Annotated in this window: 12 protein-coding genes and 1 tRNA gene; 7 read left to right on the top strand and 6 right to left on the bottom strand. The window is 50.6% G+C overall.

Annotation, left to right across the window (positions count from 1 at the left end; genetic code table 11):
* Window positions 1-355: 355 nt before the first annotated feature.
* From HMPREF0860_RS02495 to HMPREF0860_RS02480, 4 genes are all read right to left on the bottom strand, one after another.
* Entirely contained in the window at window positions 356-1,339 is a 984-nt protein-coding gene (locus tag HMPREF0860_RS02495; protein WP_021495471.1) for a hypothetical protein, read from the bottom strand.
* Window positions 1,336-2,337 (bottom strand): LysM peptidoglycan-binding domain-containing M23 family metallopeptidase, encoded by a 1,002-nt coding sequence (locus HMPREF0860_RS02490; RefSeq protein WP_021329808.1) that lies wholly within the window; start codon window positions 2,335-2,337, stop codon window positions 1,336-1,338. Before HMPREF0860_RS02490 ends, HMPREF0860_RS02495 begins: the two co-directional genes overlap by 4 nt.
* Before the next feature lie 8 nt (window positions 2,338-2,345).
* Complete coding sequence (locus HMPREF0860_RS02485; protein ID WP_156002025.1) at window positions 2,346-2,729, bottom strand: hypothetical protein; 384 nt, start codon at window positions 2,727-2,729, stop codon at window positions 2,346-2,348.
* Between the two features lie 74 nt (window positions 2,730-2,803).
* Window positions 2,804-2,977: a 4Fe-4S binding protein gene (locus tag HMPREF0860_RS02480; RefSeq protein WP_021329796.1), complete on the bottom strand. Its 174-nt coding sequence runs from the start codon at window positions 2,975-2,977 to the stop codon at window positions 2,804-2,806.
* Window positions 2,978-3,119: 142 nt separating this feature from the next.
* On the opposite strand from HMPREF0860_RS02480, the gene deoC reads away from it, so the two are divergent.
* Both deoC and HMPREF0860_RS02470 read left to right on the top strand, forming a co-directional pair.
* Window positions 3,120-3,854, top strand: coding sequence for a deoxyribose-phosphate aldolase (deoC, locus tag HMPREF0860_RS02475; RefSeq protein WP_021329774.1), 735 nt, complete (start codon window positions 3,120-3,122; stop codon window positions 3,852-3,854).
* Between the two features lie 80 nt (window positions 3,855-3,934).
* Window positions 3,935-4,007: transfer RNA gene (locus HMPREF0860_RS02470), tRNA-Lys, on the top strand.
* 92 nt (window positions 4,008-4,099) lie between these two features.
* Here HMPREF0860_RS02470 and HMPREF0860_RS02465 read toward each other — a convergent pair.
* Window positions 4,100-5,908, bottom strand: coding sequence for an FAD-dependent oxidoreductase (locus HMPREF0860_RS02465; RefSeq protein WP_021329818.1), 1,809 nt, complete (start codon window positions 5,906-5,908; stop codon window positions 4,100-4,102).
* Window positions 5,909-6,102: 194 nt separating this feature from the next.
* Here HMPREF0860_RS02465 and HMPREF0860_RS02460 point away from each other — a divergent pair, with 194 nt between their 5' ends.
* The 4 genes from HMPREF0860_RS02460 (at window position 6,103) to HMPREF0860_RS02445 (ending at window position 11,521) form a co-directional block, all read left to right on the top strand.
* The gene (locus tag HMPREF0860_RS02460; RefSeq protein WP_038080612.1) at window positions 6,103-8,067 is read left to right on the top strand and encodes a TRAP transporter permease; all 1,965 of its coding nucleotides are present in this window, start codon (window positions 6,103-6,105) and stop codon (window positions 8,065-8,067) included.
* A 158-nt stretch (window positions 8,068-8,225) separates the two neighbouring features.
* A complete protein-coding gene (locus HMPREF0860_RS02455) occupies window positions 8,226-9,212 on the top strand; it encodes a TAXI family TRAP transporter solute-binding subunit (protein WP_021329838.1) in 987 nt (328 codons plus the stop codon).
* A 149-nt stretch (window positions 9,213-9,361) separates the two neighbouring features.
* Window positions 9,362-10,138 (top strand): helix-turn-helix domain-containing protein, encoded by a 777-nt coding sequence (locus HMPREF0860_RS13155; protein ID WP_021329816.1) that lies wholly within the window; start codon window positions 9,362-9,364, stop codon window positions 10,136-10,138.
* Window positions 10,139-10,348: 210 nt separating this feature from the next.
* Window positions 10,349-11,521 carry an alpha/beta hydrolase gene (locus HMPREF0860_RS02445; RefSeq protein WP_021329842.1) on the top strand — a complete coding sequence of 391 codons (1,173 nt, stop codon included), beginning with the start codon at window positions 10,349-10,351 and terminating at the stop codon, window positions 11,519-11,521.
* A 146-nt stretch (window positions 11,522-11,667) separates the two neighbouring features.
* Here HMPREF0860_RS02445 and HMPREF0860_RS02440 read toward each other — a convergent pair whose 3' ends face one another.
* A complete protein-coding gene (locus HMPREF0860_RS02440; RefSeq protein ID WP_021329811.1) occupies window positions 11,668-12,342 on the bottom strand; it encodes a Crp/Fnr family transcriptional regulator in 675 nt (224 codons plus the stop codon).
* A gap of 231 nt (window positions 12,343-12,573) precedes the next feature.
* Here HMPREF0860_RS02440 and hcp point away from each other — a divergent pair, with 231 nt between their 5' ends.
* Window positions 12,574-14,211 carry a hydroxylamine reductase gene (gene hcp, locus HMPREF0860_RS02435; RefSeq protein ID WP_021329830.1) on the top strand — a complete coding sequence of 546 codons (1,638 nt, stop codon included), beginning with the start codon at window positions 12,574-12,576 and terminating at the stop codon, window positions 14,209-14,211.
* The last annotated feature ends 10 nt before the right edge of the window (window positions 14,212-14,221 follow it).

Here is a 14,221-nt window from a genome sequence, read left to right as displayed (position 1 = left end):
GACAGGTCTGTAATCTACGCGATAACACTATACAGCACCGTCACCGTCGACACATCGAGAAAGTGTTTGCATATAGTAGCGCCGTATATATCATAAAAATACTATGGCATAAAAAAAACGGTATGTCAAGCGGGCAGTACGACATGTGTTGTTGCCTCATAATGTCTGTACACCCGTATAAAAAAGGAGCCGGTACGCAAAACGCATATCGGCTCCAATGCCCATCAGGCAACCGGAAGCATGGGTGGGAGGGGAAATGCTCCCGGTATATACTATATCGACCGAAATGCCGAAAAAAATTAGCTGATTTAAAAAAAATCGGCGCGTTTTTACCTTTATGCGGACGCTTGATTATTTACTCTTCGCTTATCTTTACATCGACGGCGACTGACGCCGTATAGGATTTGCCTTTTTGTGCGTTGAGCGTGCGTACGATTTCGTAGTCGCCCATGACAAAGCGCACCGTATGTTCTCCTTCGGAAATCTCAGTCTCTTTGCCGAACGCGGTCCACTTCCGGCCGTCGACATATACCGCAGCATTGTCGGGAGAAGTGACGAGCAGTGTCGGAGCAAGGCTCTTGAGCGTAATCGCGAGCTCTGTCGTCTTTGCCTGATCGATTCGCACCGTACGCATTTCGTCGCGGTAAAAATCGGAAACGATGTTTATGTCGTGCACGCCGGGAGAGAGCGTATAGCCTGCGTCGGCATCCGTCTTGGTGCCGTCAATAAAAATCGTATACGGAGAGGCATCACCGTTCGGACAGGCGACGGAAACTCGCAGTTTCCCTTTATTTATTAAGATCGGCTTTACGGTAATCTTTAATTCCGCGTTGATCGTTTCGTCGGGAATGCCTTTCATCGCGGGCTGCAGGCGCACGAACACGAAGCCGCGCTTTGTGTTTGGGGTGACGTCGAGTTTTGTCGCGTATGCGCTTTCTTTGAACGATGCCGATGCCGAAAGTGGAATTTGGATAATCCACGAAAGCCGGGTCGGAAGCGGCTTGACAAAGGAACGCGATCCGCTGTAATCGATGCGGGAAGAGGCGGGGTCGGGCGTTATATTGTCGTAGAGGGAGAGGGCGACCGAATCCTGCCATGCGGCAACCGCTTCGGGAATCGCTATCTTTATTTCGATGCCTTCAAGCCAGCTGCGATCTTCGGGCAGGAGAATTGCAATGCCGTCGTTGATGCCGGTGACAAGCGTCTGTTCGCTTTGCACCGTACCGGTAAGCCGTATCGAAAAAAGTTTTCGCACACGGAACGTTTCGGCAAAAAGCGGAGATGCGGCGCATAAAAGGGAAAAAATAATAATTTTACTGCAGATGCCGTGTATCTTCATCGCCCTTGCCTGTCACCGTAATCCGGCAAAAGACCTCGCGGGTCGGTCGAAACGCCGTTTACGCGTATTTCAAAATGGAGGTGCGGCCCCGTCGCCGCTCCCGTTTTTCCTACAAGCCCGATCCGAGCTCTGCCTATGACGATATCGCCTTCGCGCACGTCTATTTCCGACAGGTGCGCATAGATGCTCGTCATGCCCTTGTCGTGTTTGAGCACGACGTAATTTCCGTATATCGGATCGCCCTTTGTACAGCGTATGACGCTTCCGCTTTTGCATGCATACACGGGCGAACCTTCGGGAGCTGCCAAATCGATGCCGCGGTGAAAGCGCATTTCGCCGGAAAGCGGACTCATCCTCATGCCGTATGCGGACGACAGCCACGAAGCATCGAGCGGCATTTTAAAATCCGCATCGAGAAAATATGCGCGCTCGGTCGAGCCGAAACGCTCTCCGTGCAGAAAGTAAAAACGTCTGCCGTCTATACTATACCACGCTTTCGGCAAATTTTCCATAATCGAAAAATATTTTTTTTCTATTAATATTTCGATAGACGATTTCGGCGTTTCCGGTACAAATAAGCCCGCATCGGTCGGCAGAATGATCGTTTTACCTTCGGCTATGTCGCCGATATTCGCGATGCCGTTTACCGTCGCTATCGTCTCGTATGGGATCGAACAGGCTGCCGCGACGGTAAAAAGCGTATCGTCGGCCGTCGGCGTGTACGCATAAAACTGCACGTGCTTTGCTTTTCCCGAAGCGGAACGCTTATAGTTTTCCTCGACATCTGCACCGTACTGTTTAAAAACGTCGTCGCGCGAAGAAAGACGCGGAATGCGCGGGAGCTTTTCCGTGTACAGCGTAATACCGTTTTGCGCCGAAGCGGAATTCGATAGAGTAGAGGGATGTGCTGCATTTTGCTCGGCGGATACTTTTCGGAGCGGAATGAAAAAAAATGCAATGACGGCTGCCGTAAAAAAAAAGCGGCGCAGCTTTTGCATGGAATCGCTTATTGTTCACCCCGCAAAAGACGGGATGAGATAATGCAGAGTACGGGGATGAGGATGATGACGGGGATCGCGATAAAGCGTGCGCCGGCAAATACGAGCGCGACTGCCGCCGTAAGTCCCGATGCGATGATGACAATATTGAGAACGATGCACAGCACCGTTCTCCGCGTCGATTTTTTTATCGCGCGAGCCGTTTTATATACGACGTATGCGGCAAAAAGACTGAGGACGACTGCCGTGTAGACGGAAGGGAGCGAAGTTGCAAAGCGCCACAGCGGAAACGTAACGGCACAGCCGACAAGCACGCACAATACGATAAGAATTATCGCTTTCGCTGCCGAGGAAAATGCTGTAAATACGTAATAAAGAAAACGCTTTGCCATAGTCGCCTGCATAAAAAGGACAGCCGGCAGCCCTATGTTACGCAGTCCGGCATGTCCCCGCTTTGCAGCAAAAGTTACACTTCCGCGATCGCCGAAGTCGGGCATTCGCCTGCGCAGGTTCCGCAGCTGATGCATTTTTCTTCATCGATGATGCGGGCGTTATCGGCTTCCGATATAGCGCCGACCGGACAGTCGGGTTCGCAGGTTCCGCAGTTTACGCACTGCGATTTGTTGATTCTGTACGCCATAAGTGTTCTCCTGTTATAGCTTGATTTATTTGTGTGCCGTAACACGGCACGCACCACGCGTAAAATAATACACTATTGCCGAAAACCGTGCAAGACCGCTATACTGTATTCGTTATAAATTGATTATTTGGCAGGGATGATTATGAAAAAAGAAACGGTTGCGTCGATGATCGATCATACGCTTTTGGCGCCGGAAGCGGGAACTGAAAAAATACGACAGCTCTGCGCGGATGCAAAAAAATATCGTTTTGCATCGGTATGCGTGAACCCCGCCTACGTGCGGCTGTCGGCTTCCGAACTGGAAGGTTCGACCGTCCGAGTGTGTACCGTCATCGGCTTTCCCCTCGGCGCGAATGCAAGCGCCGTCAAAGCGTTTGAAGCCGCGCGCGCGATTGCGGACGGAGCGGATGAAGTTGATATGGTAATCGATATAGGTGCCGCAAAGGACGGCCGTTTCGGAGACGTGGAAGCGGACATCAAAGCCGTCACTGATTCGGCGCGGGATGCCGCAAAAAAAGCGGGAAAAAGCGTCGTCGTAAAAGTGATTCTCGAAACCTGCTTTCTTTCCGATGAAGAGATCGCTTCGTGCTGTACCTGTGCGGCAAAAGCCGGAGCAGATTTTGTAAAAACATCGACGGGTTTTGCAAATCCGAAAGGAGATGACGGAAAGCCGCTTCCGAACGGCGCGACGGTTCATCACGTGGAGCTTATGCGGAAAACGGTCGGCACATCCCTCGGCGTAAAAGCGTCGGGAGGCATACGCTCCGCAGAAACCGCTTCGGCGATGCTCTCTGCCGGAGCGAACAGGCTCGGCACGTCGAGCGGCGTCAAAATCGTTGAAGATTGGGACGAAAGCGCCGCCGTTACGGGCTATTAAAAAAAATTGAGATGTGCGGCAGGTTATTGACACTTATTACGAAAAATAATATAGTAACCGACATACTTGCCGTACAGCTTGGGCTATTAGCTCAGTAGGTAGAGCAACGCCCTTTTAAGGCGTGGGTCTGCAGTTCGAATCTGCAATAGCTCATTTTTGCGCGCTTCGGTTGTTTCGAAGCGCGTTTCTTTTCCAAGCATCGCCGTCACATCGATCGTTTTTTACAGAGCGTATTTTCGGATTATTTATTTACCTGCGTTTTTTGCAGCGCTTTCACCGGCTATGCGTCCCGAACCGATCGCCCATGAATTCATCATTGCAGTCATCGAGTCTCGGCCGTTTGCACCGCCTACAACGCTTCCGGCTCCGTATAAGTTTTTAACGGGCTTTCCGCCTGAGAGCAGCTGCATGGAAGCATCGGCTTTTAAACCGCCCAAGGTCGTGGAAAAGCGAGGACGCTGTTCTACTATGTAGTACGTGCCGCCCGATGCAAGAGCGACGGGGTTTTTCTTGCCGAATTCGGGATCGGCTCCCTTTGCACAGTTGTCGTTGTATTTTGCGACGGTTGTCTGCAATGCGCTTGCGTCTATGCCCATAGTTTTTGCCAGCTCGTCAAGATTTGCGCTTTTTGCGATTACGGGTTTGCCGTCGTTTGAGATGTTGTACCATTTGTCGATATCGCTTTCGGATGCGACGAGTTTGTCTTCAAGGCTCTTTGCCACGTATGCGCGGTATGCATCTTCGTCCATTAAGAGATACAGGATTTTGTCGCTCTGCGCTACGGTCGCTTCCGTCTGTGCCGCAAGCGTTCCCGTTTCATTTACGACGCGAACTCCCTTTGTATTTACGTATATCGTTCCGTGTCCGTTGGAAGCTGCGGTAGAAGATGCCGTCGCCGCAAGAGCTCTTCCGGGAGTTGTTTCTACGCCCTGTGCGTAGACTTTTACGCAGTCGAGGTTAATCGTATCTATGCCGATCGCTTTTGCCATCGTAAAGCCGTCTCCCGTGTCCGTACTGCGTCCGTAAAACATATACCCCGTGAGGGTATTCGGAAGAAGCTTCGCGTTCGCTCCGTAACCGCCCGAGGCGATAACGGTGGAAGCCGCTTTGATCGTAATCTTCGCGCCCGATTTGTCGCCTGCCGTAACGCCTTTTACTTCTCCGTCTTCGAAGATTAGGGATTCACCTTTTGTTTCCAAAAGCAATGTTCCGCCGAGGTTTTCAAAATTTTTTTGCATTGCGGCAAAGAATGCCGGAGAGCGCCCTACAACGCCGATCTGTCTGTTAGCCGAATGATCGGGGTATTGTGTTGCGGCAACGTTGTACGGCACTTTCATGTCGTCGATGAGCCAGTCTACCGTTTTGCCGATGGTTTTGGTGATCATGGAAACCAAGACGGGATCGTTTACGTTTTTTCCTATACGCATGATATCGCTGTATGCCAGTTCCGGAGAATCTTTGATTTCTTTTAACTGTTCTCTTTGGAATTTCGAACCGGTCGCTATGAGCGTGCCCGCGTTAAGAGCGGTGTCGCCGCCTACCTGTCCGTTCTTTTCAATGAGGATAACCTTCGCCCCTTGTTCTTGTGCCCGCGCAGCTGCCGTTATACCGCCGCCTCCGGCTCCGATGACGACAACATCGCATTCGAGCGTTTTATCTCCCTCGTTTGCTTTGGAAACTTCTTTAGCGTAATTGCTCGGCTGTCCGCCTGCCTGTTCGATCGCATTCTGTACGGCCGTTTTAATAGCATAAGAAGTGATCGTAGCGCCGCTTACGGAATCGACGTTTGTAGAATTGTTTTTTACGATCGCTTCGGAAACTTTTGCGATAGCGTTTTCGCTTACACCCTTAGTTTCCGTGTGCTGTGTTACGGCTACCGACGTGATGGCGCCTTTTGCAAAGCCTACTTCGACGGTGAGCGGGCCGTTGTGGGCGATTGCGGTGCCGGTATACGTACCGTCTTTCGCCACGCCTTTTTTCCCTCCGCAGGATGATAAGGCCGCCGCTAAAAATACAATGCCCGAAATACAGGCAATGATACGGAATTTTTTCATATGACCTCCAGCATTATGAAGAAATAAAACTACCCTAGTATTGTACATAAATTCTTATGAATTAAAAGATGTCGTCCTATTTTTGTCAAAGCCTTCACGGGAGCCGCGTTTTCAAGATTACGCGTTTTCAAAATCATTGACTTTTCCGATGTATGTTTATACAATCGACCGCATACAAACTTTTAGGAAGGCGTATGCCGAAATCGACCGAAGCTGCCCTTGCGCAAAAATTGCTTGAAGACACGGATACCGATTCCCGTACCAGAGTGTATACCGGTCCGACGGAAAAGATCATTACGGTTTTGCTCTGCGTTTGGGTCGTCTTTCAGCTGTATTTCAATACCGTCGGAGTGATGAGCGCCGTAAACCTGCGCGCGTTTCACAGCATCTTTTTGCTTTTGTTCGCGTTTCTGTTATATCCTGCAGCAAAAAAAGAAAACAGAAAGCGTCGCTTTCCTCCCGTCGTCGATTTTTTTCTCATCGCGTTTGCTCTTTTTACGTTCGGTTATTTTATACTTCACTATACGGCGGTCGCTCGAGGCGGCGGCCGCGTTACGCCGTTTCAAATTGCAGTTGCCGCTCTTGCGCTTGCCGTCGTTTTTGAAGCGGCCCGCCGCACTTCGGGAAATCTTGCCTTTCTTGCGGCGCTCTTCCTTGCGTATAATTTTTTCGGGAAATATATTCCGGGGCAGCTCGGACACAACGGCTTTACGATAAAGCGCGTACTCGTTACGCAGTTTTGGGGCACGCAGGGAATCTTGGGCGTCGGCGTCGGTGTGTCTGCGACGTATATTTTTTTATTCGTCGTGTTCGGCTCTTTTTTAAAGCACAGCGGTTTTTCAAAATTCATCAACGATTTTTCTTTGACGCTCGTCGGTCGCACGCCGGGAGGGCCTGCAAAAGTCGCCGTCTTAGCATCCGCCCTCATGGGCATGATAAACGGATCGGCCGTCGCAAACGTCGCAACGACCGGTACGATTACGATTCCGCTTATGAAGCGGACAGGCTACAAAAAAGAATTCGCCGCGGCGGTCGAAGCGACGGCGAGTACCGGCGGCCAATTTTGTCCCCCGATCATGGGCGCCGTCGGCTTTGTCATGGCGGAATTTTTAAACATAAGCTATACGACCGTCATGCTCGCAGCGATCGTGCCCGCGTTTTTGTATTACTTGGGAATTCTGCTCGCCGTTCACTTTGAAGCGAAGCGCATGGGGCTTCCCGGCCTCTCTAAAGATAACATCCCCGATGCTTTGAAAGTGCTGAAAGAGCAGGGACATCTTGTGCTCCCGCTCGTGCTGCTTATCGCTATGATGGCGAAAGGATTTACGCCGCTTCTTTCGGCGGTTGTTGTGATTTTCGCCGCCGTCGGCGCGAGCTGGCTCCGAAAAGATACGCGTATGACAGCGGATAAGATAATCGCCGCCTGCGTCGAAGGCGCGAAGGGTGCCGTCGGCGTCGGAGTGTCGTGCATTATCATCGGCGTCATCATCGGAACCGTGACGCTGACAAGCCTCGGCCTAAACATGGGCTACGTGATTTTAAACGTCGTGCCGAATAAGAGCATCTATTTGACGGGACTCCTCGTCATGGTTATGTCTACGATATTGGGGATGGGTGTTCCGGGCGTGGCGGCCTACGTCATCGTGCAGGCTGTCGCCGTTCCCGTTTTAATAAAAACCGGCGTGCTTCCGATAGCGGCGCACTTGTTTTGTCTCATCTACGCGTGCCTTTCGAATATCACGCCGCCGGTCGCGATCAGCTGTTACGTCGCAGCCGGCATCGCAGATTCGGATCAGCTTAAAACGGGACTGCTTGCCGTGAGGATAGGGCTTGTCGGATTTTTGATTCCGTTTTTCTTTTTGGCAAATCCGGTGCTGCTCATCGGAAGCGGAAGTGCACCTCTTGCGATGAGCCTCTGGTCGATGTTTACGGCATCGGTCGGCACGGTCACGCTCGTCGCGGGTCTTGAAGGATGGCTTTTGCGCCGCACAACTTTTTTCGGACGGGCGGCGTTAATCGCGATCGCCCCTCTTTTGCTCTATGCGGGCGTCGTCTCCGATGCGATCGGTTTTGCGCTCCTCGCTGTGGTGAGCATTTATCAATATGTAAAAAACCGAGTGCAGGTGAAAAAGATTTCCGATTCGGAAAAGCGCTCATAAGCGGAGGCTCAAGAATACGGTTACGCGGATGATAGTGCGCTTGCATGTGTTCTGCAAAGCGCGCGGTTGAATTTTTTGAAAACGGAAGTTTTAATAAAAGCTGCTTTTAAAAGCTCTGTCGGTTTTTAGAGGTTTGCATAAGTTTTATGGGGGTGAATATGAAAAACGTATCGATAAGGATTAGCTTTGCAGCGGTTTTTGCGGCTGCCGTACTTGCAGGCTGCAGCGGAAAAAAAACTGCGGCGGGCGGACACGAAAAAGTGACTATTAAATTTCCGACGGCATCCGCTTCGGGCGCGCTCTATGCGGTAGGAGCTGCGATCACAAACGTGTGGGACACGAAGATCGATTTTGTGAGCGCGTCGAGTCAAGCGTCGAACGGCGGCATCGATAACCTCAATCAGATCGCCGACGGAGAGTCGCAAGTGTCGATCGCCGTGAGCTCGAACTGCTGGCAAAGCTATAACGGCACCGACAGCTTCGATGGCGCTGCGAATAAAAATCTCCGCATCATAGCGGGTTTGTATTTTAATCCGAACCAGGTCGTCGTTACAAAAAAATCCGGCATTGCATCCCTTTCCGGCATCAAAGGCAAACATTTTGCCGTCGCCGCTGCGGGATCGAGCGTTGAAGGCGAGTGTAAAAACCACTTTACCGCGGCGGGCTTGAGCTATCCGTCCGATATTCAAACCGAATACATCGCGTTCGGAGATGCTGCCGACATGCTCCAAAACGGCACGCTCGACGGTGCATGGATTATGAGCGGCATTCCCGCAGCCGCCGTTTCTCAGGCCTGCTCGTCGGGATGCAATCTCGTCGGAATCGGAGACGATATTTTGGAAAAGCTTCGTTCATCTTATCCGTGGTATGCGCGCTATACGATTCCCGCGGGAACCTATCCCGGACAAAACGCCGATGTCGGAACGACGGCTATTAAAATGCTGATGTTTTGCAATTCGACGCTCGACGATGAAACGGTATATATGCTCACGAAAACCTTTTGGGAAAACGTCGACGAGCTCGGAAACGCGCAGCGTAATTTAAAAGGCTTGACGGCGCAGGATGCGGTAAAGGACATCGCAGGCTTACCGCTGCACGAGGGCGCGAAGCGCTATTACCGCGAAGTCGGCGTTTCCGTCGATTAACGGGCGGCGTCCGATTTCTCTGGTTCGGTAGAGGTTTTGTGCTGCGCGGTATGGCGACACTGTAATACCCACACGCTGCGGACGGGAGGGGCGCATCTGTGCTCACAAACAATGAATAATTATTCGTGTTTTGCTAAAATACAAACGGTATGATATATAAAGACGATCGTATTGTCTTTTGGGCGCGCTACGACGACCCGCAAGCGCACAAACATTTTGCAAAGCATGCTCTCATTTCGGTACGACCTTTTACCTGTACGGCGGAGAAGGAGAGTGAAAGTCTGCGTTCGGCCGTCATTCAATCGAACGTCATGCACTGTGTTCGGCGAAACAAGGATGCGCCTATGGCGGTGTTTTTGATCGATACGACGTCCGAGCTTTCACGGATAATCGACGATGAACTGCTAAAAGGAAAGAAGCTCAGCCCGTTTCCGAGTGAAATCGAAAAGCATCTCATACGTATGCTTGAGGACGGGGAGCACTTGGAAGCCGTAGATGAATATCTTGTCGGCACTCTCGCCGTGCATGCAAAGCAAAAAAAGCGGAAGGCGAACGGTGCATCCGTATTCGGCGATATGTGCAAGAGCGAGGGAGAGCGGAATATGGACTGCCGTATTGCCGAAGCGATACGTCTTATAGAACAATGCGAAAGTATCGAAAGCGATGCATACGATACGATTCCTCGGATGCTGTGTTTGAGCAAAAGCCGATTTTTACATTTATTTAAAGAAGAAGTCGGCATCGATTTTAAAAACTATCTTCTTTTGAAAAAACTCGAAAAAACCTGCCGCTGCGTTATCGAAAAAGGCATGAGCATAACGGACGCCGCAATCCTTGCAGGCTTTTCAAGTTCCTCTCATTTTGCAACCGCCTGTAAAAAATACTGCGGCATATCGTTTACGGACTTTCTCAAAAGCGGAAGCTGATACCGGCAACATCGCTTAAAAAAATCTTGCCGAAACTCTTCGCGTTCTTCAAATTACTTCACTTCGACGATAAAAAATCGAGGACTCGAAAAACAGCGTCCTGATGGAAGTATTTTCCGATTCGATCCGTTATTATGTAACAAATCGTACGTTGTCACTCGCCTGAAACTTTACAGCAGGTTTCTATAAAAATATTTATTTGGAGGAATTATGATCCAATTTAAAGTCGGTTTATATAATTTAAACGACAATGCAAACTATAATTTTCAGCTTAATAGGCTTATCAACTGGGACGGAGGCGACTTGGATGAAACGGCCGCCGTGTCGCGCGGCATTCGCACGCACGACGACTGGAAGCATACGCTCATCCGCTTGGGAGACAATGCGCTCAAAGAAAGCAGAACCGAAAACGCGATCGCTTATTATCGCATGAGCGAGTTTTTTATGGCGGACGGCGACGGTGACAAGCTTGCGTATTATAAAAAAGCCGCCGATTTGTTTTACGCGCACTATGCCGATTATTTTTCGTCGGGTACGGTTGAACGCTTCGACGTTCCGTTCGGTTCGATCCGTCTTCCGGTTATGTACACAAAAGCCGGCATGAGCGCTTCGCATAAAACTCCGAAAGGGACGATACTTTTGCACGGCGGAAACGACAGTTATTTTGAAGAGCTGTTTTTTCCTATGCTGTATTTTGCCGAAAACGGTTACGATGTGTATCTTTTTGAAGGGCCGGGACAGGGCGGCGTTTTGCGTGTGCAGGGAGCAACTTTTACGCACGAATGGGAAAAACCGGTTACGGCGATCATCGATCATTTCGATTTGGACGACCTTGTTATCGTCGGCGCTTCCTTGGGAGGGATGCTTGCGCCCAGAGCCGCCGCATTTGAAAAACGCATTAAGCAGGTTATCGCATGGTCGGTGTTTCCGAATTTTTTACACGTAGCCCTCTCTGATTTACCCGATGCGGCGCAGAACTTTTTCAAAACGCTGCTGCGTCTTCGCTTAAAAGGCATTATAAACGCCGTGTTGTACGGTCAAGTAAAAAAAGATCCCGCTTTCCAATGGGCGCTCAATCACGGCATGCACGCATACGGCGTAAAAAGCCCGTACGAATGGATGCAAAAAATGAACGATTTTCAAATGCTCGATATTGCGGACAAAATCGATCAGGACGTATTGATTTTGCAGGGCGCAAAAGACCACTTTATCGATTGGCATTTATACCGAGAAGAAATCGATGCGCTCACCGGTGCAAAATCGGTAACGTTCAGGCTGTTCACCGACAAAGAAGCGGCGTCGAACCACTGTCAATGCGGAAACAGCCGCCTCGTACTGGACACTATGCTGGGCTGGCTGGAAACCGTACGCACATCAGGATGAGTCTGTTCCGCCTGCATGATCGTCCGTAAGACGCCGATCGATTCTTTTGCGGACAGGTCGGCATTTTTTATGCGCGCAATGAAAACAAGGGCAAACGGCGAAATAGAATCATACATTGATAAAAGATGTGCATGTTGGGATAGCCTCTATTTTCCCTGTGACTTCGTTTTGTTCAGCACGAAGTGATTTTTTCGAAATGTGATGAGACCGTCGTTTTGCATTTTTCCGAGTTCTTTCGAAAGAGCCGTCCGTTCGAGGTTGAGGTAGTCGGCGAGCTGCTGTCGGTCGAAGGGAATGTCGAATTCGGTGCTTTTCTTTTTCAGCGAAATGAAATTCAGATACGACAGGAGTTTTGCGCGGCTCGTTTTGCGGGCGGTGTGAAAGCTCCGCTCCGACAGCGCGATGTTTTTGCGGACGGAAATCATAAGGAGATTCGACAAAAGTTTTACGAGCCAGGGCTCTCCGCTTGCCGCAAGGCGACGGACGGCGCCGATTTTAAAAAATACGATACGGCTGTCTTCGTTCGCGCACGCATCGACGAGGAGTGCGGTGTTTTCCAAAAGCGCGTAGGTTTCGCCGAAAAACTGTCCCTTACCGATGTAACCGAGTATCGTGCGGTTGCCCCACACATCGTTGTTTTCGATGATGACGCTTCCTGAAAGCACCATGCCCATCCTATCGGTCGTCTTTCCCGCATGAAAGATGATTTGGCCTTTTTTATATGCGCGCTCGCATACGCCCAGCGCCTCGGCCGCGCGCGCCGTTTCTTTTTCGTCCATGCCGTTGAAGATTTTCAGCGAACGAAGCATCGCCGTATCCACTTACGCCTCCTGCGCCGTATTCCCCGATAGATTCAATTTCGAGTTTAATAAAACTCGCCGTTCAATCCGGTAAAATCGATATAAAACCGGCGTGGTTTTTACCACATCATTCCGCGCCCCATTTTAGTATACTCGAACTGTAAACGCAAGCGTTTGAACTGTAAGGGCAGGGCAACCGCAGCGGAAATGTATATGTGCGAAATTATACGGAAGAACAAGGAGTGTCTTATTATGGATGCTAAGATGTTTTGTTTCCAATGTCAGGAAACTGCGGGCGGCAAAGGCTGCACCGTTTCGGGTGTCTGCGGTAAAAAGCCCGATGTGGCGGCGATGCAGGATTTGCTTATCTATGTGACGAAGGGGCTTTCGTGCGTAACGACGAAGATGCGCCAAGCGGGGCTTCCTGTAAGCAAAGATGTCAATCATCTCGTAACGCTCAATTTATTTACGACGATTACGAATGCGAACTTCGACAGAGAGTCGATTATTAAGCGGATCGAAGAGACGCTCGCTGCGACCGAGCGCCTCTTGCCTTCAGTATCGGGCGGAGAGGATCTTCCGGAAGCTGCGACGTGGAAAGGCGATGCATCGGATTTCGATGCGAAAGCTTCGACGGTCGGCGTTCTCGCGACGAGCGATGAAGACGTTCGCTCTCTGCGCGAACTTATCATATACGGTTTGAAAGGGCTTTCGGCGTATTCGAAGCATGCGAACGCGCTCTTGCAGGATGATGAAGAAGTCGACGCTTTTATTCAAAAGGCGCTTTCGAAAACGCTCGATGCGGGTCTTTCGGTCGACGATCTGGTCGCCCTTACGCTTGAAACGGGAAAATACGGCGTTCAGGGTATGGCGCTTTTGGATAAAGCGAATACGGGCGCGTACGGAAATCCCGAAGCGACGACGGTCAATATCGGTGTGCGGAAAAATCCCGGCATTTTGATTTCGGGGCACGATATGAAAGATATGGAAATGCTTTTGGAGCAGACGCAGGGGACGGGCGTCGATGTGTACACGCATTCCGAAATGCTTCCGGCGAATTACTATCCCGCATTTAAAAAATATCCGCACTTTGTCGGAAACTACGGAAACGCGTGGTGGAAACAAAAAGAAGAATTCGAAAAATTTCACGGCCCCGTTTTGATGACGACGAACTGTGTCGTGATTCCTCCCGACAGCTACAAAGACCGCTTGTGGACGACGGGCGCGACGGGCGTTCCCGGCTGCCGTCACATTCCCGGTTCTTACGGCGAAAAAAAAGATTTTTCGGCGATCATCGAACAGGCGAAAAGCTGCGAGCCGCCGGAAGAGATCGAAAGCGGAACGATTGTCGGAGGATTCGCGCACGAGCAGGTTTTTGCGCTTGCCGATAAAATCGTCGCTGCGGTAAAATCCGGTGCGATCAGAAAATTCATCGTGATGGGCGGCTGCGACGGAAGGATGAAGTCGCGCGAATACTACACCGAATTCGCAAAGCGGCTTCCGAAAGACGTCGTCATTTTGACGGCGGGTTGCGCAAAGTACAAATACAATAAATTGAATCTCGGCGATATCGGCGGCATTCCGCGCGTTTTGGATGCGGGGCAGTGCAACGATTCGTATTCGCTCGCGCTCATCGCGCTCAAGCTCAAAGAGATTTTCGGTCTCGACGATATCAATAAACTGCCGCTCGCGTTCAATATTGCGTGGTACGAGCAAAAGGCCGTCATCGTGCTCCTTGCGCTTTTGTACCTCGGCGTAAAAAACATTCACGTCGGGCCCACGCTCCCGGCGTTTTTGTCGCCCAATGTTTTAAACGTGCTCGTAAAGAATTTCGGTCTTGCGACGATCGGCACCGTCGACGACGATTTGAAATTGTTTTTGGGTGAATAAATCGAATACC

It is taken from the genome of Treponema socranskii subsp. socranskii VPI DR56BR1116 = ATCC 35536, assembly GCF_000468115.1.
In the GTDB taxonomy this organism is placed as follows: Bacteria; Spirochaetota; Spirochaetia; order Treponematales; family Treponemataceae; genus Treponema_D; species Treponema_D socranskii.
Note: the sequence above shows the minus strand (reverse complement) of the source record. Positions and strands in the feature narration are given on the sequence as shown.

Bases quoted from the DNA above. Each gene is read 5' to 3' on its own strand.
- HMPREF0860_RS02495 (WP_021495471.1), bottom strand. From the start codon at position 1,339: ATGAAGATACACGGCATCTGCAGTAAAATTATTATTTTTTCCCTTTTA.
- HMPREF0860_RS02490 (WP_021329808.1), bottom strand. From the start codon at position 2,337: ATGCAAAAGCTGCGCCGCTTTTTTTTTACGGCAGCCGTCATTGCATTT.
- HMPREF0860_RS02485 (WP_156002025.1), bottom strand. From the start codon at position 2,729: ATGGCAAAGCGTTTTCTTTATTACGTATTTACAGCATTTTCCTCGGCA.
- HMPREF0860_RS02480 (WP_021329796.1), bottom strand. From the start codon at position 2,977: ATGGCGTACAGAATCAACAAATCGCAGTGCGTAAACTGCGGAACCTGC.
- deoC (WP_021329774.1), top strand. From the start codon at position 3,120: ATGAAAAAAGAAACGGTTGCGTCGATGATCGATCATACGCTTTTGGCG.
- HMPREF0860_RS02465 (WP_021329818.1), bottom strand. From the start codon at position 5,908: ATGAAAAAATTCCGTATCATTGCCTGTATTTCGGGCATTGTATTTTTA.
- HMPREF0860_RS02460 (WP_038080612.1), top strand. From the start codon at position 6,103: ATGCCGAAATCGACCGAAGCTGCCCTTGCGCAAAAATTGCTTGAAGAC.
- HMPREF0860_RS02455 (WP_021329838.1), top strand. From the start codon at position 8,226: ATGAAAAACGTATCGATAAGGATTAGCTTTGCAGCGGTTTTTGCGGCT.
- HMPREF0860_RS13155 (WP_021329816.1), top strand. From the start codon at position 9,362: ATGATATATAAAGACGATCGTATTGTCTTTTGGGCGCGCTACGACGAC.
- HMPREF0860_RS02445 (WP_021329842.1), top strand. From the start codon at position 10,349: ATGATCCAATTTAAAGTCGGTTTATATAATTTAAACGACAATGCAAAC.
- hcp (WP_021329830.1), top strand. From the start codon at position 12,574: ATGGATGCTAAGATGTTTTGTTTCCAATGTCAGGAAACTGCGGGCGGC.